This window comes from Amycolatopsis sp. lyj-109, assembly GCF_046548995.1.
GTDB lineage: Bacteria > Actinomycetota > Actinomycetes > Mycobacteriales > Pseudonocardiaceae > Amycolatopsis.
Window position 1 is genome coordinate 1 of the sequence record NZ_JAJPWR010000017.1, and the last position, 17,593, is coordinate 17,593.

The following is a 17,593-nucleotide window of genomic DNA, read 5'->3' on the forward strand; positions in this document are numbered from 1 at the left end:
CGAGCGCTTCGCGAGCTACCTGGCCGCCCACGGCTCGTGAGTGGTAATTCGGGTTCTAACCCGAATTACCACTCACGACCAGCCGCGGCAGACCACAAAGGAGTCCTCATGTCTCTCAGGCAGCGAGTGGTGATTCTCGCCGGCCTGGCCGCGGCCACCCTGGTTCCCGCACCGGTGGTGGCCGCGGCCGTCCAGAAAGCGCTTCCCGCTCAGTGTTCGGGCACGGCCCCGATCAAGTGCCACTTCGCCGTATCGCCGGGAAACTACGACGTCACCGTCGGCCTCGGCAGCACGACGAAGGCGGCCGTCACGTCGATGTCGGTGGAAGCGCGCCGTCAGGTCCTGAACGCCGTCTCGACCACCGCGGGTCAGGTCGTCTCCACGACCGTCACGGTCAACGTGCGCAACCCCGAGGGACAGCCCACCGGGCAAGGGGGCACGGGCACCGCGGGCCTGGACATCACCTTCGGCGGCAGCGCACCCGCGATCGGCTCGCTGACCGTGACGGCGGCCGCATCCCCGCTGGTGACGTACCTGGCGGGTGACTCGACGGTCTGCGACCAGCCGGTGGCGCCCTACACCGGCTGGGGCCAGGTCCTGCCCACGAGCGTGCGCAGCGGCGCGGTGATCGCCAACTACGCGGACTCCGGCGAGAGTTCGGGCAGCTTCCTGTCGAACAGCAAACTGTTCCCCACGCTCAAGCCGCTGATCAAGAGCAAGGACCTGGTACTCATCCAGTTCGGGCACAACGACAAGCAGACGTCGGCGACGGCGTTCCGCGACAACCTCACGAAGCTGGTCAACGGCGTCCGGGAGCGCGGCGGCATCCCGGTGCTGGTGACGCCACCGGTGCGGCGGCTGTTCAGCGGCACCAAGCTGACCTCGACCGCCTTGCACGTCAACGGCGTGGGCGTGGACCTGCCCGCGGTGATCCGGGCGCTGGGCAGCAGTGCGAACGTGCCGGTGCTCGACCTGACGGCCAAGAGCAAGGCCCTCGTGGAGTCCCTCGGCCCGTCCGCGTCGCAGAAGCTCTACCTGACCCAGGCCACCGACGGCGTCACCGACAACACGCACTTCTCGGCGTACGGGGCGACGCAGATGTCGAACCTCGTGGTGCAGGGCGTTCGCGAAAAGAACCTCCCGCTCGTCGCCTACCTCCGCTGAACCGGGAACGGAGCAACCATGCGCACATTCGGCAGGCGGCTCGTCGTGGCCGCCGTGGGGGTGGTCGCGGCGGGCCTGGTGCCCGCTGCGGCCACCGGCGCGGCCGCCGCGCCGCAGATCGACAGGCTGAACCGCGGGGTGGTCAGCGTCCACACCGCACAGGGCAACACCGTCGGCTGGCGCCTGCTCGCCGACGACCCGCCCGGCGTGGCGTTCGCCGTCTACCGCGACGGCACCAGGGTGACCGCGGCGCCCGTCAGCGGGCCGACGAGCTTCGTGGACACGGGCGCGCCCGCGGGAGCCCGGTACACCGTGCGCGCGGTGGTCGGCGGGGTCGAGCGGATGTCGGCTTTCGCCGCGGAGGAGTCGCTGACCCTGGCCGCGGGTGCCGCCGCGAGCACCCGGGACGTCCCGATCCAGCCGCCGCCCGGGGGCACGACCCCGTCCGGCGAGAGCTACACCTACACCGCGAACGACGCCAGTGCCGGTGACCTCGACGGCGACGGCCAGTACGAGCTCGTGCTGAAGTGGGATCCGACCAATTCCAAGGACAACTCGCAGTCCGGGTACACCGGCAACGTCTACGTCGACGCCTACCGGCTCGACGGCACCCGTCTCTGGCGGATCGACCTCGGGCGCAACATCCGCGCCGGCGCGCACTACACGCAGTTCCAGGTCTTCGACTTCGACGGCGACGGCAAGGCCGAAGTCGCGATGAAGACCGCGGACGGCACCCGGTCGGGCACCGGCCAGGTGATCGGCAGCGCGAGCGCCGACTACCGCAACTCGAGCGGGTACGTCCTGTCCGGCCCGGAGTTCCTGACCGTGTTCGGCGGGCAGACCGGCGCCGCGGTGGCCACGGTGAACTACGACCCGCCGCGCGGCACGGTGTCCTCGTGGGGTGACAGCTACGGCAACCGGGTGGACCGGTTCCTCGCCGGGACCGCCTACCTGGACGGGTCCCGTCCGAGCCTGATCATGAGCCGCGGGTACTACACCCGGACCGTGATCGCGGCCTGGGATTTCCGCGGTGGCGCGCTCACCGAGCGGTGGAAGTTCGACTCGAACTCGGCCGGCTCGCAGTACGCCGGCCAGGGCGACCACCAGCTGGCCATCGCGGACGCCGACGGCGACGGCCGGGACGAGATCGTCTTCGGCGCGATGGCGATCGACGACAACGGCAGTCCACTGTGGAACACGCGCAACGGCCACGGCGACGCCATGCACGTCGGCGACCTGATCCCCACGCGGGCCGGGCTGGAAGAGTTCAAAGTGGACGAAGACAAGGCCAAGCCGGCCGCCTGGATGGCCGACGCGAGGACCGGTCAGATCATCTGGCAGAACGCGTCCTGCACCTGCGACAACGGCCGCGGCGTCTCGGATGACATCTACGCCGGCAGCCCCGGTGCCGAGTCGTGGTCGTCCGCGGTGTCCGGGCTGCTGAACACCGGTGGCCAGAACATCGGGCGCAAGCCGTCGTCGACGAACTTCGTCATCTGGTGGGACGGCGACGCCCAGCGCGAGCTGCTGGACGCCACCCACATCGACAAGTACGGCACCGGCGGGGACACCCGGCTGCTGACCGGCTCCGGCGTGCACGCGAACAACGGCACGAAGAACACGCCGTCGCTGCAGGCCGACCTGTTCGGCGACTGGCGCGAGGAGGTCATCTGGCCGACGTCGGACAACCGGGCGCTGCGGATCTACTCGACGACGGACCCGACGAGCATCTCGCACGTGTCGCTGATGCAGGACCGGCAGTACCGGGAGGCCGTGGCCTGGCAGAACACGGCCTACAACCAGCCGCCGCACCCGAGTTTCGCGATGGCCCGGTGATGGCCGTGGCGACGCTCCGGAAACTCGCCGCCGCTGTGCTGGCGCTCGTGATCGTGCCGCTGACCGTGGTGTCCGGCACGGCCGACGCGGCCAACCGGTACCGGACGGTCACCGACTTCGACACCGGCTGGCTGTTCAACTACGGAGACGCCGGTGGCGCCGGTGGTGCGTCCTACGACGACGGTGGCTGGCGCAAGCTGAGCGTGCCGCACGACTGGAGCATCGAGGGCAAGAACCCGCCGGCGAACCCGTTCTCGCAGTCCGCGCCGAGCACCGGCCGGGGTGGGTACCTGCCGTCGGGCATCGGCTGGTACCGCAAGCACTTCTCGCTGGCCGGGGTGCCCGCGGGCCGTCGGGTCTTGCTGGAGTTCGACGGCGTGATGGCCAACGCGAGCGTGTACGTCAACGGGACGCTGATCGGTACTCACCCGTACGGCTACACCAGCTTCCGCTACGACATCACAGCGGCAGCAAAGCCGGGTGGCGACAACGTGGTGGCGGTCAAGACGGACACGACGTCGCAGCCCGCGTCGCGCTTCTACACCGGCGCCGGGATCTACCGCGACGTCCGGCTGATCGCGACCGATCCGGTGCACGTCGGCCAGTGGGCCACCCGGGTCACGACGCCGAACGCGAACACCGTGCACGCGGAGACCACGGTGGTCAACGAAGGCAGTGCGGCGGCGAGCGTCAGCGTCCAGGGCGTGCTCACCGATCCGGGCGGCGCGGTGCTGCCCGCGGTGACGACGGCGGCCAGGACCATCGCGGCGGGGGCGTCGGCGGCCTTCGCCTACGACATCCCGGTGAGCAACCCGAAGCTGTGGGACCTGGCGAACCCGAACCTGTACTCGCTGGCCACGAACGTCCTGGTGGGCGGCACCGTGGTGGACGACGACGTCACGTCGGTCGGCATCCGGACGCTGACGTTCAGCGCGTCGACGGGCATGAGTCTCAACGGCAAGAGCGTGAAGTTCCAGGGGGTCGCGCTGCACCAGGACCTGCACGGGCTCGGGATGGCGGCCCCGCAGCGGGCCGTGCAGCGGCGGCTGGCGCAGCTGAAGGCGCTCGGGGTGAACGCCATCCGCACCGCGCACGACCCGCCGAGCCCGGCGTTCCTCGACCTCACCGACCGGATGGGGTTCCTGGTCCTCGACGAGTTCTTCGACGTCTGGACCCAGCACAAGTACACCGACGTCGGCGACTACGCGACGTACTTCAACCGGACGGCGCCCGCACCGACCGGGACACCGGCGGTGCCCGGCGCGAGCGGCTCGGTGCCGTGGTACCAGGTGGACGCGACCAGCGTGGTCATGCGCGACCGCAACCACCCGAGTGTGGCGATGTGGAGCACCGGCAACGAGATCCGCGACCCGATCGCGACCCGGACACCGCTGCTGACCCGGATGGTCTCGATCGCGCACAGCCTCGATCCGGGCCGTCCGGTGACCCAGGCGCTGTTCCGGCCGGGCGACAGCGGCGACGTCACCGGGGCCACCCGCACGATCGTGGACGTCTTCGGCGGCAACTACCGCCCCGACGAGGTCATCCAGGCCGCGAAGACGGCTCCGGCGCGGGCGGGGCTGTTCACCGAGATGGGCACCGACACCTCGGCGTGGACGACGGTCCGCAACAACCCGATGGTCACCGGCCTGTTCCTGTGGACGGGTGCGGCGTACCTGGGGGAGGCCGACGGGCTGTGGCCGCGCGGCGAGTCCGATTTCGGGCTGCTGGACGGGGTCGGCACGGTCCGGCCGATAGGGTACTCGTGGCAGCGCACGTGGGGTGCGCCCACGACGTCGCCCCCGGCGAACGGCACCACGGCGAACCGGGTGCTGCTGTCGCCGGACCACAGCACCGTGTCGACCGATGTGGACGACGTCTCGTACGTGAAGGCGACCGTCGCCGATGCTTCCGGCCGAGTGGTGACCGGCTCTTCGGCGCCGATCACGTTCACGGTGAGCGGGCCGGGCGTGCTGGTGGCGGTCGACAGCGGGAGCCCGGTGCAGGAGACCTTCCGCGGCCCGGTGCGGAAGGCCTACCAGGGCGTCGCGTATGCCCTGGTGCGCGCGACGGGCGCGGGCACCATCACGGTGACCGCGAGTGCGGCCGGGCTGACCCCCGGCACGACGACGCTGACCGGCACCACGGCGCCGTTCGTCCCGTGTTCCGGCAGCTGCAACTGACTGGGAGTGTGCATGAAAACCGTTGCCTTGCTCGTGCTGTCCGCGGCCGTGGTGGTCGCGGGCGCTCCGGTGGCCGCCGGCAGCCCGGCGGCCGGGAAGACCTACTACGTCGCTCCGGCGGGCAACGACAGCGCCGCCGGGACGCAAGCCGCGCCCTGGGCGTCGGTCGCGCACGCCCAGGCCGTCGCGCAGGCCGGTGACACGGTGTACCTCCGCGGTGGCACCTACACCTATTCGCGCGCGAACAAGGCCTGCGCGAGCCAGACCGACCGGGTGGACGCGATCACGCTGAACAAGAGCGGCAGCTCGGGCAACCCGATCCGCTACTGGGCCTACCCCGGCGAAACGCCCGTCTTCGACTTCTCCCGCGTCAGCGACAACTGCCGGATCAAGGGCTTCGACGTCACCGGCAGCTACGTCCACCTCAAGGGGCTGGAGGTCAAGGGCGTCCCCCAGAACAACAACCTGAACCACGAATCGTGGGGCATCTGGATCTCCGGGAGCAACAACACGTTCGAAGCGCTCGACCTGCACCACAACATGGGACCCGGGTTGTTCATCCAGGACGGCGGCGGCAACCTCGTCGTCAATTCCGATTCCCACGACAACTACGACCCGCGCACGTCCAACGGAGCCGGGGAAAGCGCCGACGGATTCGGCGCGCACATCTCCGCCAACCACCCGGGCAACGTCTTCCGCGGCTGCCGCGCGTGGTGGAACTCCGACGACGGGTTCGACCTGATCAACGCCTTTTCGTCGGTGACCATCGAGAACTCGTGGGCGTGGCGCAACGGCTACCTGCCGCAGACGACCACGCCGTCCGGCAACGGAAACGGCTTCAAGATGGGCGGCTACGGCGGCAAGTACGTCAGCAACGGCGTCAAGCACTACGTGCGCACATCGGTGGCGTTCAACAACAAGGCAGCGGGCTTCTACGCCAACCACCACACGCTGGCCAACGACTACTTCAACAACACCAGCTACAACAACCACCCGGACTACAACATGCTCGGCATCACCTCGAGCGGCGGGGCGACCGGGCTGGGTACGTTGCGCAACAACGTCGCCTACGCGGGGACGTTGACGTCGAACATGTCCGGCACTTCCGCCGCGGCGAACTCCTGGAACCTGGGCGTGCCGATGTCGGACGCGCAGTTCCGGAGCGTGTCGACGTCCGGTTGGGACGCGCGTCGCCAAGCCGACGGCAGCCTGCCGGTGCTGCCGAACCTCCGCCTGGCGGCGGGCAGCGGCCTGATCGACAAGGGCACCGACGTCGGCCTTCCCTACCACGGCAGCGCACCCGACGTCGGCGCCTTCGAGTCCTGAACGGACGGTCAGGCCTCCCTGAAGCCGTCCATGATGGCGGTGGGCTTGCGGGTGGCGGAGTCCCAGGCGACGTTGGCGTAGCCGGTGAACGGGGAATAGCCCTCCGGCTCCCAGTAGAACAGGCCCTGGCCGCCGGTGCTCTTGAGCGCGCCGAGGTAGGCCACCAGCGAGGCCTTGGTGGCCGAAACCTTGGTCACCGGGCCGCCGAACTCGCTCTGGAGGAACGGTTTCCCGTACTGGCCGGAAATCTTCTGCATGTTCGCGACGATCCCGGCGGCCAGGTTCGCGCTGCCGTAGGAGGAGAACACGGACATGTCCCACTTGCCGCCGTTGCCGGCGTAGCGGCTGAAGAAGGTCTGCATCGAGTCGTACTTCTGCGGCTGGGCGAGGTGGATGCACACCGTGGAGCCCGGCGACACCTGCTTGACCTGGTTGTACGCGGCGTTGAGCAGGCCGGTCATCTGCGCCCCGTTGGAGACGCTGCCGACCGGGTGGCAGATACCGCTGTTGATCTCGTTGCCGATCTGCACCCAGGTCGGGAGGACGTTGTTGCTCTTCATGACGCTCATGGTCTGGTTGACGTAGGAGTTCATGGCGGACAGCATCTGGTTGTAGCTCAGGTTCTTCCACGCGGCGGGCGGGTTCTGGACGCCGACGGAGTTCCAGGTGTCGCCGAACATGTAGTCCAGCATGATGGACATGCCCGCGGCCTTGACCCGCTTGGCCAGCGCGGCGACCTCGGTGATGCCGCAGTGGCCGTCGGTGGCGCTGCCGGACGGGTTGACGAACGTGCGCAGGCGGATCGCGGTGATGCCGTATCCCTTGAGGATGGTCAGCAGGTCCTGCGCCTGCCCGGCGGCGTTCTTCCAGGTGTAGCCGTGGGCTTCCATCTGCGGGGCCCAGCTGATGTCGGCGCCCTTGAAGAACGCGGCCTCGGGGACGGCGGCCACCGCCGCGGCCGGGGCGGTCGCGCCCAGGACGAGCGCGCCGGCACCGGCGGCCGCTCCGCGCAACACGGTGCGACGGCCGAGCCCGGCCGGCACGATTTCCGGTTTTTCGTTCATGGGATGAGCTCCTTCGGCGTGATACGCACTGGTCTCGTAAAAAGGAAACCGCAATGGCGAGATCGAAGCAAGACTCCGTCGACGATTTCCGGAAAGCGCTTTCAGGCCAGGTCTTCGACGGGCGACCTCGACGGCCGGACGGAGATCAACTAGGGTGGGTGGTGCCTGGGGGAAGGCGAGGACGAGGAGCGACCGTGCCCACATTGACCGAATTGCCCCGGTGGACGATTCGGACCTCCGGCGACCAGGCCACCTTCACCCCCGTCCCCGAAAGCCGTGGCCTCGAGGCGCCGCGGGTCCGGGGCGGGCTGGCCCTGCGTGAGGAGGACCTCCCCGGCTTCGCCAAGGCGCTCGGCGAGGTGATGAAGCTGCCGACCTACTGGACCGCGCGGGCCCGGGCGGGCCGGTTGAGCCTCGACGGCGACCCCACCTGGTCGGAACCCCGGCACGACCCGGAAGACGGCTTCGTCCACGTCGCCGGGCCGTGCGACCCACCGCGGCCGGAGCCGGGCGGCTCGTTCACCGTGCACCTGGCCGACATCCGGGCCCTGCGCGTGCGGATCGCCGCCTACCTGCACCAGCGGGAGTGGTGAGCCCGCCGGGCGGGTAACCGGGGTGCGGCACGCAGCCGCCGGCAGGACGGGGAGACGACCATGGCCATCAGGCTGGGCAGCACGGTGATCAACTGCACGGACCTGGACACGATGACCCGCTTCTGGTCCGCGGCGCTGGGCCTCGAGCCGGCGTCCGAGGCCGGCGACTTCCGCCTGTTGCGCGGTCCGCACGTCAACCTGTCACTGCAACGGTCCTCGACGCCGGTGTCGGCGCGCGACCAGATGCACCTGGACCTCTACGCCGACGACCAGCGGCGCGAGGTGGACCGGCTCGTCGGCCTGGGAGCGCGGTTCGTGCGCCACGTCGACGACGACCCGGCCGACGACTGGGTCGTCCTGGCCGACCCGGAGGACAACCTGTTCTGCGTCTGCGTGAAACCGGCGGCCGAGGTCCGCGACCCGGCAGCGCGGGCGGGAACGCCGGGAGCCGGCCCGGCGGCGTAGTCTCGGGTCCGTGCTGATGCCGACCGAGCGTGACCGCGGACCGTCCGCGCGGGCCCGCGACCACGGGTGCCAGGGTTACCGGCGATGCGGCGACTTCGTGGCGCACGCGCCGTCACTCCGGGTGACGAGGCCGCGCTGACCGGCCGGCTGCGGGCAGACGAGGGCCCGAGTACCGGCCTCGCCTGCATCGACCACCGCCGGCCGGGCCTGGCCGGCGTGCGCGTGGAGCGTGCGGCGTGAGCGCCGGCCGGGACCGGGGGTACGACCACGCCGCCGTGCACTACAGCGGCGACGACGAACTGCTCGCTGTCGCGGTGCCGTTCCTGGAAGGCGGACTGGCCGCGGGCGAGCCGACGGTGGTGTCGATGGAGCCGGAACGCGCCGAGCTGGTGCGCGCCGCCCTACCGCCGTCGGCGCGGGTCGAGTACCTGTCCATTGGTGACCTGTACGAGCGCCCGGCCGCGGCGATCAAGTCCTACCGCAAGCTGATGGCGGGGTTCGTCGACGGCGGCGCGGCCGGGATCCGCGTCTTCGGCGAGCTCCCGCGGACCGCGATCGACTCGTCCTGGGACTGGTGGGCCCGCTACGAGTCGGCGGTCAACCACGCCTACGACGAGTTCCCGCTGCGCGGCATGTGCGCCTACGACACCCGCACGACACCGCGGCACGTCCTCGACGACGTGGCCAGGACGCACCCGTTCGTCGCGACTCCCGGCGGCCACCACCCGAACACCGGCTACGTCGACCCGCCGTCGTTCCTGGCGGACCCGCGGCCGATGAAGCCCCTCCCCATCGAAGGCACGGCCCCGCTGGCCGAGCTGACGGACCCCCGGCCCGCGGACGCCCGCCGGGCGGTGCTGGCGACGGCGCCGGTGGACCTGCCCGCGGCCGAGGTGGACGACCTCGTGCTGGCGGTCAGCGAGATCGTGGACAACGCCCTGCGCTACGGCCGGCCGCCGGTCCGCGTGCGGGTCTGGGCCGGGGCCGGGCAGATGGTCGTTTCGGTGCACGACGCCGGTGCGGGGCCGGGGGACCCGTTCGCCGGCCTGCTGCCCGCGGACCGGAGCATCGGCGGCCGGGGGTTGTGGATCGTGCACCAGATCTGCAGCCAAGTGACGTTGCACCGCGACGAGACCGGCTTCACGGCTCGCCTCACGGCGGGCCGCCCCTGGTAGCGCGCGGTCCGCACCCTTCCAGCGTCGCATCCCCGGCCGCCGGTGCCTTGAATGACTCATTCCTGGCGTCCCACGTCTTGAATGAGTCATTCAAGACGTCGGTGGCGGGGCTCAGGCGCAGCGGGGCCGGCCCGGGCAACTCCGCAGCAGCTTGACGATCGGCGCAGCCGGGACCGTCCCATCCGCCTTCGGCATCCCCTGCGGCCACGAAATCGACAACGCGATCGCCGAAGAATTGTTGCCGTAGTCGGTCTCCAGCAGCGTCCGGTCCGCGTTCACCGTGTTCACCAGGTCGTACGTCCCGGTCGGGACGCGGGTGATGTCCAGCCACTGGAAGTCGACCGTGAACTTGTAGTCGTCGCCCGCCCCGACCGAAATCCCTTCGAGCACCTCGAGCGCGGTGGGCTCGTGGTGGCGGCACATGTTGTCGCGCAGGGTTTCGGCGAGGTCGGCGTCCGGGCCCGCGTCGCCCGGCACGTTCGGCAGCCGGCCCGCGTCGTGCACCTGGAACCGGTCGCCGAGGCAGAAGCCGTTCTTGCGGTCGGTGACCACCGTCTTGCCCTGCCGCGAAACCAGCGCGAAGTGCTCGAAGTTCATCAGGTGCCAGTGCTGGTGGGCGAGGGCCGGTTCGTAGTACGTGAACGCCCCGGTGCCGCGCTGCGCCGCCGCGTAACTGCCCGGGATCGACCCGTCCGTTCCGTTGCGCAACGCCTGCCGGACGGTCATCGTCTCCTGCTTCGTGCTCTCGCGGCGGCCGTACAGCAGGAGCGGCCCGTCGCCGACGTTCTCCTCCGCGCTGGTGAACCGCAGCCGGACGGCCTTCGCCACCGACGGCGCGACGCAGCGGCCGTTGGGCGCCGCCGGGTCGATCACCAGGCACACGTCCCAGGCCGTGCACAGCGGGAGCTCGCCCGAACTGCCGCCGGCACACCCCGGCGGCGCCTGGCGGAGGTCGGGGAGCAGGAGGTTCGGTGCCGCGTCGGCTCGGGGAGCGGAGGCGGAAACGGTGGCCGCGAGCGCCGCGAGCGCCAGTGCCGCGAATTTCTTGAGCAAGAGCGGGGCCGTCCTGTCCGGTATTCCGAGCACGCCCATTCTAGGGCGTCCGCATTTCCGTCGAGCGACACCGTGTCGTCACCCGATGGACTGAGTCGCCACCGATTTCCCGGTTCCGGTGAGTAGCGTGCGGCGAACTCATCGCCCGAAAGGACCGCACCGCATGTCGACGACCACCACAGATTTCCGTGCCGCCACCGGGAGTTCCCCGGCGGCGATACCCGCCGGAACCGGGGGAATCACGCTGGTCTGCGGCACGCGGCCGGAACTGATCAAACTCGCCCCGCTGATGCGGGTGTTCGGCGACGAGTGCGCGGTCGTCTACACGGGACAGCACTACGACCGGTCGCTCTACTCACGCATCCGCGCGGACCTGCCGCCGTCCGACCGGTTCCACGAACTCGGCGTGGGTGCCGGCCGCCGCGGCGGTCAGCTCGGCCGGACGGTCAGCGCGGTCGACGAGCTGCTGGCGGACCGGCCCGGCCGGGCGGTGGTCGTCCAGGGCGACACGACGTCCGCGCTCGCCGGCGCGCTGGCGGCCAACGCGCACGATCTCCCGCTGGTGCACGTCGAAGCCGGGCTGCGCAGCCACGACCGGGCGATGCCCGAAGAGCACAACCGCGTGCTGATCGACCACCTCGCCGACCTGTGCTGCGCGCCGACCGAGCTCAACCGCGCCCAGCTCCTGGCGGAAAACGTGCCGGACGACCGGATCGCCGTCACCGGCAACACCGTCGTCGAGGCGCTGCAGGCCGCGCTCCCGACCACCGAGGACCGGCGGGCGGTGCTGGCGGCCCGCGGGCTGGAGCGGGACCGGTTCGTGCTGGCCACCATCCACCGCCCGGAGAACGTCGACGACGCCGGGCAGCTGGCGACGATCCTGCGCGAGCTGGGCCGCCTGCCGCTGCCGGTGGTGTTCCCGCTGCACCCGCGCACGGCCAAGAGCATCGAGGCGTTCGGCCTGCGGCACCTGCTCGACCCGCTCGTCGAGCTGGAACCCCAGGCCTACCCGGCGTTCCTCGCGCTGGCCGCGGAGGCGGCGGTGCTCGTGTCGGATTCCGGTGGCATCCAAGAGGAAGCGAGTGTCCTCAAGCGACCGGTGGTGGTGGTCCGGCGCAGCACCGAGCGCCCCGAGATCGCCGGGACGTTCGGAACGCGGGTGCTGCCCGGGCCGGCGATCGGCGCGGAGGTCGCCCGGTGGCTCGACGACGTGGCCGGCCACCGGGACCGCCTCCGGCACCTCCCGTCACCGTACGGCGACGGATCCGCCTCCGCCCGGATCGTGACCGCCCTGGCCACCCTCCTCGACCACTCCACCGGTTGACCCGCCCCGCGGACACCGTGTCGTCCGCCCAGGCACGCGTGTCGTCCATCCAGGTACGCGTGTCGTCCGCCCGACTGGACGACACGCGTACTCAGCTGGACGACACGCGTACTCAGTCGGACGACACGATCGGTCAGCGCGCCGGCGCGACCGCGGGCTGCGCCGCCAGCACGTCGACGACGTCGTTCGCGAGGGTGACGCTCGAATTCCAGCTCGTGACGTCCGGGTAGACGTGGGCGGTGGTGGCCAGCAGGAGGCCGGTGCCGTCCACGGTCACCGGTGGGCGTGCGGCCCGGTAGCCGAGCGGGTACACCGGTTCCACGAACGGCGCCTTGAACACCCGCACCTCTTCGATGTCGTCCGCGCCGAGTTCCGGGTACAGGCCGCGCAGCTGTGCCGACCAGCGGGCCGCGATCGCGGCGTCGTCTTCGAGGTACAGCGGCGAGTCGCGGTCGGTGTAGTGCATGACGTACACGAGGTGCCGTCCGCCGGTGGTGCCGGCGAGTGCGGACATCGCGACGACCCCGTCGAACTCGGTGCCCGAGTGCAGCACCGGCGTCCAGTAGTGCTCGGTGACCGGCCGGCGGAGGAAGAACACGCCGGTGACCACGCCCTGGTACGGCAGGTCGGTGGTGGGCAGCCGGGCGGCGAGCGCGTCGTCGGCGATGCTCCGCAGCAGGGGCAGCGGGACGGTCGAGACGACGTGGTCGGCGTCGAGGACCTCGCCGCCGGTCAGGGTGAGCACCGAGCGGCCGCCGGTGCTGTGCAGCCGCCGGACCGGGGTTTCCGTGCGCACGGTGCCGCCGGCCCGCTCGATCGACGTCCGCAGCGCGTCGATGACGGTCTGGTAGCCGCCGTCCGGGTAGCCGCGGGTGGCGACGTTGCGCTCGCGGCCCAGCCGCTGCCACAGGTACAGCGCCGGAACGTCCCCGAAGGACGGTCCGAACTTCGACCCGAACATCGGCGCGAAGAGCCGTTCCCAGACGACGTCGCCGTAGAGCCCGCGCAGCCAGTCCTCGGTGCGCAGCGTGTCCAGGTCGCGGCCCCGCCCCAACCGGCGCAGCAGCAGCGAAACCACGCCGAAGCGCACGCGGTCGGGCAGCCGCAGCGGGGAGAAGCGGAGCAGGTCGAGGGCGGAGTTGAACGGGTGGTGGCGGCCGTCGACGACCATGCCCATCGTCGTTTCGCGCCACCGCACGCCGTCCCGCAGGCCCAGTTCGCCGAGCAGGGCCAGCAGGCTCGCGTCCGACGGCATGATGCAGTGGTAGAAGCGCTCGACCCACTGGTCGCCGTGGGCGAAGAAGGTGCCGAGGCCGCCGAGCTGGTCGCTGCTTTCCAGCAGGGTCACGCGGGTGCCGCGGTGGGCGAGGCGGTGGGCGGCGGCGAGGCCGCAGATGCCGCCGCCGATCACGGCGACGTGCGGGGAGTCGGGTGGGGTCACCGGGTCACAGCTTCCGGTAGGGCGCCGGGCTGAGCCGGTCGCGGACGAGCAGTTTCAGGTATTGCACGACGGTCCGCCGCAGCTTCAGCTTGCTGGGTCCCTGTTTGCGGTCGTACCGCAGGGCCAGCGGGACCTCGGTGATCACCGGGTGGCAGTGACGCAGCTTGAGCAGCAGCTCCACCATGCAGGCGAACCCCTGCTCCTCGATGAGCCGCTCGCCCCAGTGCGCGGACGCGCGCGCCAGCAGCGACGCCCGGTAGGCGCGGTAGCCGCTGGTGAAGTCCCGGACGCCGTCGACGTCGAGGGCGCGGTGGAACAGCTGGGCCGCACCGCGGGACAGCAGCCGCCGCCCGAACGGGGCGGTCCGGTCGTCGCCGCCCGGGACGAACCGGGAGCAGATGGCGACGTCCGCGCCGGCGGTGATCTCCGCCTGCAGCGCGCAGATCAGCGCCGGGTCGTGCGTGTCGTCGGCGTCCATCACGACGACGATGTCGTCGGGGCTCGCGTCTTCCAGCGCCGCCCGGAGCCCGGACTGGACCGCGCGGCCGAGCCCGAGGTTCACCAGGTGCCGCACGACGCGGACGTCGAGCCCGCCGTAGCCCGCCTCGGCCACGGCGATCGTGGCGTCGGCGGATCCGTCGTCGACGACCCAGACGGTGACCTGCTCGGTGCGGGCCACGTCGGCGAGCCGGCGCAGCAGCGGCGGCAGGGACGCTTCTTCGTTGAACGCGGGCAGCACGACGTGCGCCCGTCCGCCGGTCCGTCCCCCGGTGGGATCCAGTTCGGACAGTGTCGCCAGGGTGCTCTCTTCGCGTGCCACGGTTCCCCTCGTCTGGTTGTCCTCGTCTTTGCCGTCACCCGGCCGGAATCGGGTTGGTGCGGCCGTCGAGTCATATTCGGCTATGTTGTGTGGTTTCTTTAGTGGCCCCAAAAGTCCCTCGGAAGGATGCGCGTCATCGGAACTACTAGGTGTTTCCTGAAATCACCGGATCGGGTTGGTAGCTCGCCCCGATCGAGTGCATTTCCGGGACTTCTTGGGAAAGTTCACTCGATCGAGTCGGTGTTGCCTCGAATGGCTGAGTCGTGAAGAAAGCGAGAATGGAACCCTCATGTCAAGTAGAGGTCGAGACCGGTGACTGAACTCAGAGACACGGTCGTCACCGAAGCGGTGCCGGCGCAGCGGCGGGTCCGGCCGGGTGACCGGCCGCGGGACGCCGTCCGCACCCGTCCCCTCCTCGCCCGGGTCAACGCCGTGGCCGTGCTGCTCGTCGCCGTCGACGGCGCCGCCTGGCTGGCCGCGGTGCTGCGGACGAGCCCCGGCCCGGCGTGCGCGGCGGTGACCGCGGTGGCCCTCGCGGGCGCCCGGGTGACCGGCCGCGTCCACCGTCGCCGCCTCTGGCTGTCCTGGCTGCAGGACCTCCCGCGCTCGGTCACCGCCACCGCGCTGGCGTTCGCGCTCGTCACCGGCTTCGGCCTGGTGGCCGGTATGGACGGCGACGACACGGCGCGGATGCAGGAAGTCGTGCTGTGCTTCGCCGTGCTCAGCGAAGCCGCCCGCCCGGCGGTCTTCGCGTTCGGCCGGTGGGGACGCCGGCGGCTGCGGCGCTGCGACCGGGCGGTCGTCGTGGGCTCCGGCCGGATCGGCGGCGAACTGGTCCGCACCATGCTGGAGCACCCGGAGTTCGGGCTGCTGCCGGTCGGCGTCGCGGCGTCCGGCCCGGAGCCGGTGCCCTCCGGGCTGCCGGTCGAGCGGATCGACGGCGACCTCACCGGCGCCATCGCCCGGCTGGGCGCGGGCACGGTGATCCTCGCGCCCGCCGACGACCGCGACCGCGCGATCGTCGACGCCGCCATCAGCGCGCACCGCCTCGGGTGCGTCACCCTGGTGCTGCCGCACCTGTTCGAGCTCTGCCCCGACGGGCCGGGCGTCGACCGGCTCCGCAGCTACCCGCTGGTGTGGCTGGGCGGCGCACCGACCCGGCGGCCGAGCTGGTGGGTCAAGCGCGCCGTCGAGACCACGCTGGCCGCGGCCGCGCTCGTCGTCCTCGCCCCGGTCATCGCGGTCTGCGCGCTCGCCGTCGCGGTGGAGAGCGGGTTTCCGGTCTTCTTCCGGCAGGTGCGGGTCGGGATGGACGGCGGCACGTTCGTGCTCTTCAAGCTGCGCAGCGTGCGGCAGGCCGTGGTCGACGATTCGCAGACGCGCTGGTCGGTCGCCGGCGACCGCCGGGTCGGCCCGGTCGGCCGCTTCCTGCGACGGTCCTCTTTGGACGAACTGCCGCAGCTGTGGAACGTCGTGCGCGGCGACATGTCGCTGGTCGGCCCGCGCCCGGAGCGGCCGGTGTTCGTGCACGAGTTCTCCGCCGTCCACGACCTGTACTGGGCCCGGCACCGGGTGCCGACCGGGCTGACCGGGCTGGCGCAGGTGCACGGCCTGCGCGGGGACACCTCGATCGCGGACCGGGCGCGCTACGACAACTACTACATCGCGAACTGGTCGTTGTGGCTGGACCTCAAGATCATCATCCTCACGGTGGGAGAACTGCTGTGCCGAAGGCAACGCTGATCCGCCGGCACCCGGCGGTGTCCTTGGCGGCCACCGCCGTGCTGCTGGCGAGCTGCCTGGCGGGCTGCGTCGCCAGCTCGGCGCAGGAGCTCTCGGCGCCGCCGCCGAAGCCCCTCGCCCCCTGCGCCTGGTGGTACGGGATCGGCGAGCCGCCGACGTCGCAGGAGATCGAGCTGGCGGCCAAGCGCTACCAGGTCGTCGTGCTCAACGCCGACCAGGGCACGGCCATGCGCCGCCTGCACCAGCTCAACCCGCGGGTGAAGGTGCTGGTGTACAAGGACCTGTCGAGCACCCGCAACTACCCGGGCACGGTCGACGGCGGCCAGGACGCGGTCTTCCTGCCGAGCGGAATCGGCTACGTCGCGGCGCAGGAGCACCACCCGGACTGGTTCGCCGTGGACGGCAAGGGGCGGCGGATCGAGTGGCAGGGCTACCCGCGGCACTGGCAGATGACGGTGTGGAACCCCGACTACCAGCAGGCCTGGACGGACGCCGTCGTCGCGGAAGTGAAGCGCGAGGGCTGGGACGGCGTGCTCGCGGACAACGACTTCAACTCCCTGAGCCACTATTCGCCCGCGGTGCTCGCGGGCACCGCGAACGTCGCGGAGACCGACCGCAAGCTCCGCGACGGCCTGGACGCGTTCCTGACCAAGGCCGGTGACGCCCTCACGAACGCGGACAAGCTGCTGGTGCCCAACGTGTCCGAGACGCACCTCCTGCCGGGCCGGTGGACCGCGCACTCCCGGTTCGGCGGCGCGATGGAGGAGAACTTCGGGTTCCGCGAGAACGGCGGCACCGGCGGCCTGCTGACCTTCCGCGGCAACGAGTTCCAGGAACTACGCGCGCAGGCCGCACTCGGCGAGTCCCTGCTGCTGCTGGTCACGCGGACGCACAACGCGCGTGAGGAACGGTCCGGCTACGCGAGCGCGGCCCTGCTCGCGGGCCCCCGCACGTGCTGGACCCGGGCGACGACGGACGACTACCGCGACCCGGAGTGGTCGTCGTTGCAGGACAGCGGCCTGGGGGAGGCGATCGACGCGGCCAGCAGGCTGCCGAACGGCGTCTGGTCCAGGACGTTCACCCACGGCTGGGTCGCGGTCAACACGACGGCCGCAACCCAGACGGTGGTCCCCCCAGAGGGCTTGGTCAAACCAGGCGCCCCCACCCCCACCCCCACCCCCACCCCTTCGGCTACCCCCACGTCCACCCCAACCCCGCCCCCGCTCACGATCGAAGCCGCGGACGCGGTAATCCTGGTAGACCCGCAACAACTCGCAAAACGAGGAACCTGGCGGGTCACCCGCGACGAGTTCCGCATCGGCCGCCTCTGGGCCCGCTGACCAGCCCGCGTGTCGACCCTCCAATCACGCGAGTCGACCCTCCAATCACGCGAGTCGACCCCCCAA

The 17,593-nt window shown here is 71.1% G+C and carries 15 protein-coding genes; 11 read left to right on the top strand and 4 right to left on the bottom strand.

Translation table 11 applies throughout. The annotated features are described in order from the left end of the window. Window positions 1-108 precede the first annotated feature (108 nt). From ACLJQF_RS32520 to ACLJQF_RS32535, 4 genes are read left to right on the top strand one after another with little or no spacing between them, the layout of a single operon-like run. Entirely contained in the window at window positions 109-1,164 is a 1,056-nt protein-coding gene (locus ACLJQF_RS32520) for a rhamnogalacturonan acetylesterase (RefSeq protein WP_410614160.1), read from the top strand. Between the two features lie 18 nt (window positions 1,165-1,182). After that, the gene (locus tag ACLJQF_RS32525; RefSeq protein WP_410614161.1) at window positions 1,183-3,000 is read left to right on the top strand and encodes a rhamnogalacturonan lyase; all 1,818 of its coding nucleotides are present in this window, start codon (window positions 1,183-1,185) and stop codon (window positions 2,998-3,000) included. Further along, window positions 3,000-5,183: a glycoside hydrolase family 2 TIM barrel-domain containing protein gene (locus ACLJQF_RS32530; protein WP_410614162.1), complete on the top strand. Its 2,184-nt coding sequence runs from the start codon at window positions 3,000-3,002 to the stop codon at window positions 5,181-5,183. Before ACLJQF_RS32525 ends, ACLJQF_RS32530 begins: the two co-directional genes overlap by 1 nt. Before the next feature lie 12 nt (window positions 5,184-5,195). Next, window positions 5,196-6,509, top strand: coding sequence for a right-handed parallel beta-helix repeat-containing protein (locus tag ACLJQF_RS32535; protein WP_410614163.1), 1,314 nt, complete (start codon window positions 5,196-5,198; stop codon window positions 6,507-6,509). 8 nt (window positions 6,510-6,517) lie between these two features. On the opposite strand, the gene ACLJQF_RS32540 is transcribed toward ACLJQF_RS32535, so the two are convergent. Then, window positions 6,518-7,573, bottom strand: coding sequence for a glycosyl hydrolase 53 family protein (locus ACLJQF_RS32540; protein WP_410614164.1), 1,056 nt, complete (start codon window positions 7,571-7,573; stop codon window positions 6,518-6,520). A 194-nt stretch (window positions 7,574-7,767) separates the two neighbouring features. Here ACLJQF_RS32540 and ACLJQF_RS32545 point away from each other — a divergent pair, with 194 nt between their 5' ends. From ACLJQF_RS32545 to ACLJQF_RS32560, 4 genes are all read left to right on the top strand, one after another. Beyond that, on the top strand, window positions 7,768-8,166 hold the full coding sequence (locus tag ACLJQF_RS32545; protein ID WP_410614165.1) for a hypothetical protein: 399 nt from the start codon (window positions 7,768-7,770) through the stop codon (window positions 8,164-8,166). Between the two features lie 60 nt (window positions 8,167-8,226). After that, on the top strand, window positions 8,227-8,631 hold the full coding sequence (locus tag ACLJQF_RS32550; RefSeq protein WP_410614166.1) for a VOC family protein: 405 nt from the start codon (window positions 8,227-8,229) through the stop codon (window positions 8,629-8,631). Between the two features lie 84 nt (window positions 8,632-8,715). Further along, entirely contained in the window at window positions 8,716-8,871 is a 156-nt protein-coding gene (locus ACLJQF_RS32555; RefSeq protein ID WP_410614167.1) for a hypothetical protein, read from the top strand. Then, complete coding sequence (locus tag ACLJQF_RS32560; protein ID WP_410614168.1) at window positions 8,868-9,806, top strand: anti-sigma factor RsbA family regulatory protein; 939 nt, start codon at window positions 8,868-8,870, stop codon at window positions 9,804-9,806. Before ACLJQF_RS32555 ends, ACLJQF_RS32560 begins: the two co-directional genes overlap by 4 nt. 111 nt (window positions 9,807-9,917) lie before the next feature. Here the strand turns inward: ACLJQF_RS32560 and ACLJQF_RS32565 are convergent, their stop codons facing one another. Beyond that, the gene (locus ACLJQF_RS32565) at window positions 9,918-10,859 is read right to left on the bottom strand and encodes a lysyl oxidase family protein (RefSeq protein ID WP_410614169.1); all 942 of its coding nucleotides are present in this window, start codon (window positions 10,857-10,859) and stop codon (window positions 9,918-9,920) included. Between the two features lie 163 nt (window positions 10,860-11,022). On the opposite strand from ACLJQF_RS32565, the gene wecB reads away from it, so the two are divergent. Continuing rightward, window positions 11,023-12,183: a non-hydrolyzing UDP-N-acetylglucosamine 2-epimerase gene (gene wecB / locus ACLJQF_RS32570; RefSeq protein ID WP_410614170.1), complete on the top strand. Its 1,161-nt coding sequence runs from the start codon at window positions 11,023-11,025 to the stop codon at window positions 12,181-12,183. Window positions 12,184-12,316: 133 nt separating this feature from the next. Here wecB and ACLJQF_RS32575 read toward each other — a convergent pair whose 3' ends face one another. Both ACLJQF_RS32575 and ACLJQF_RS32580 read right to left on the bottom strand, forming a co-directional pair. Then, window positions 12,317-13,624: an NAD(P)/FAD-dependent oxidoreductase gene (locus tag ACLJQF_RS32575; RefSeq protein ID WP_410614171.1), complete on the bottom strand. Its 1,308-nt coding sequence runs from the start codon at window positions 13,622-13,624 to the stop codon at window positions 12,317-12,319. A 4-nt stretch (window positions 13,625-13,628) separates the two neighbouring features. Next, the gene (locus tag ACLJQF_RS32580; protein WP_410614172.1) at window positions 13,629-14,444 is read right to left on the bottom strand and encodes a glycosyltransferase; all 816 of its coding nucleotides are present in this window, start codon (window positions 14,442-14,444) and stop codon (window positions 13,629-13,631) included. 312 nt (window positions 14,445-14,756) lie between these two features. On the opposite strand from ACLJQF_RS32580, the gene ACLJQF_RS32585 reads away from it, so the two are divergent. Next, a complete protein-coding gene (locus tag ACLJQF_RS32585) occupies window positions 14,757-16,187 on the top strand; it encodes an exopolysaccharide biosynthesis polyprenyl glycosylphosphotransferase (RefSeq protein ID WP_410614173.1) in 1,431 nt (476 codons plus the stop codon). Then, window positions 16,169-17,527, top strand: coding sequence for a putative glycoside hydrolase family 15 protein (locus ACLJQF_RS32590; RefSeq protein WP_410614174.1), 1,359 nt, complete (start codon window positions 16,169-16,171; stop codon window positions 17,525-17,527). Before ACLJQF_RS32585 ends, ACLJQF_RS32590 begins: the two co-directional genes overlap by 19 nt. The last annotated feature ends 66 nt before the right edge of the window (window positions 17,528-17,593 follow it).

Coding starts and splice junctions, on each gene's coding strand:
- ACLJQF_RS32540 (WP_410614164.1), bottom strand. CDS start 7,573: ATGAACGAAAAACCGGAAATCGTGCCGGCCGGGCTCGGCCGTCGCACC.
- wecB (WP_410614170.1), top strand. CDS start 11,023: ATGTCGACGACCACCACAGATTTCCGTGCCGCCACCGGGAGTTCCCCG.
- ACLJQF_RS32535 (WP_410614163.1), top strand. CDS start 5,196: ATGAAAACCGTTGCCTTGCTCGTGCTGTCCGCGGCCGTGGTGGTCGCG.
- ACLJQF_RS32530 (WP_410614162.1), top strand. CDS start 3,000: ATGGCCGTGGCGACGCTCCGGAAACTCGCCGCCGCTGTGCTGGCGCTC.
- ACLJQF_RS32555 (WP_410614167.1), top strand. CDS start 8,716: ATGCGGCGACTTCGTGGCGCACGCGCCGTCACTCCGGGTGACGAGGCC.
- ACLJQF_RS32525 (WP_410614161.1), top strand. CDS start 1,183: ATGCGCACATTCGGCAGGCGGCTCGTCGTGGCCGCCGTGGGGGTGGTC.
- ACLJQF_RS32550 (WP_410614166.1), top strand. CDS start 8,227: ATGGCCATCAGGCTGGGCAGCACGGTGATCAACTGCACGGACCTGGAC.
- ACLJQF_RS32520 (WP_410614160.1), top strand. CDS start 109: ATGTCTCTCAGGCAGCGAGTGGTGATTCTCGCCGGCCTGGCCGCGGCC.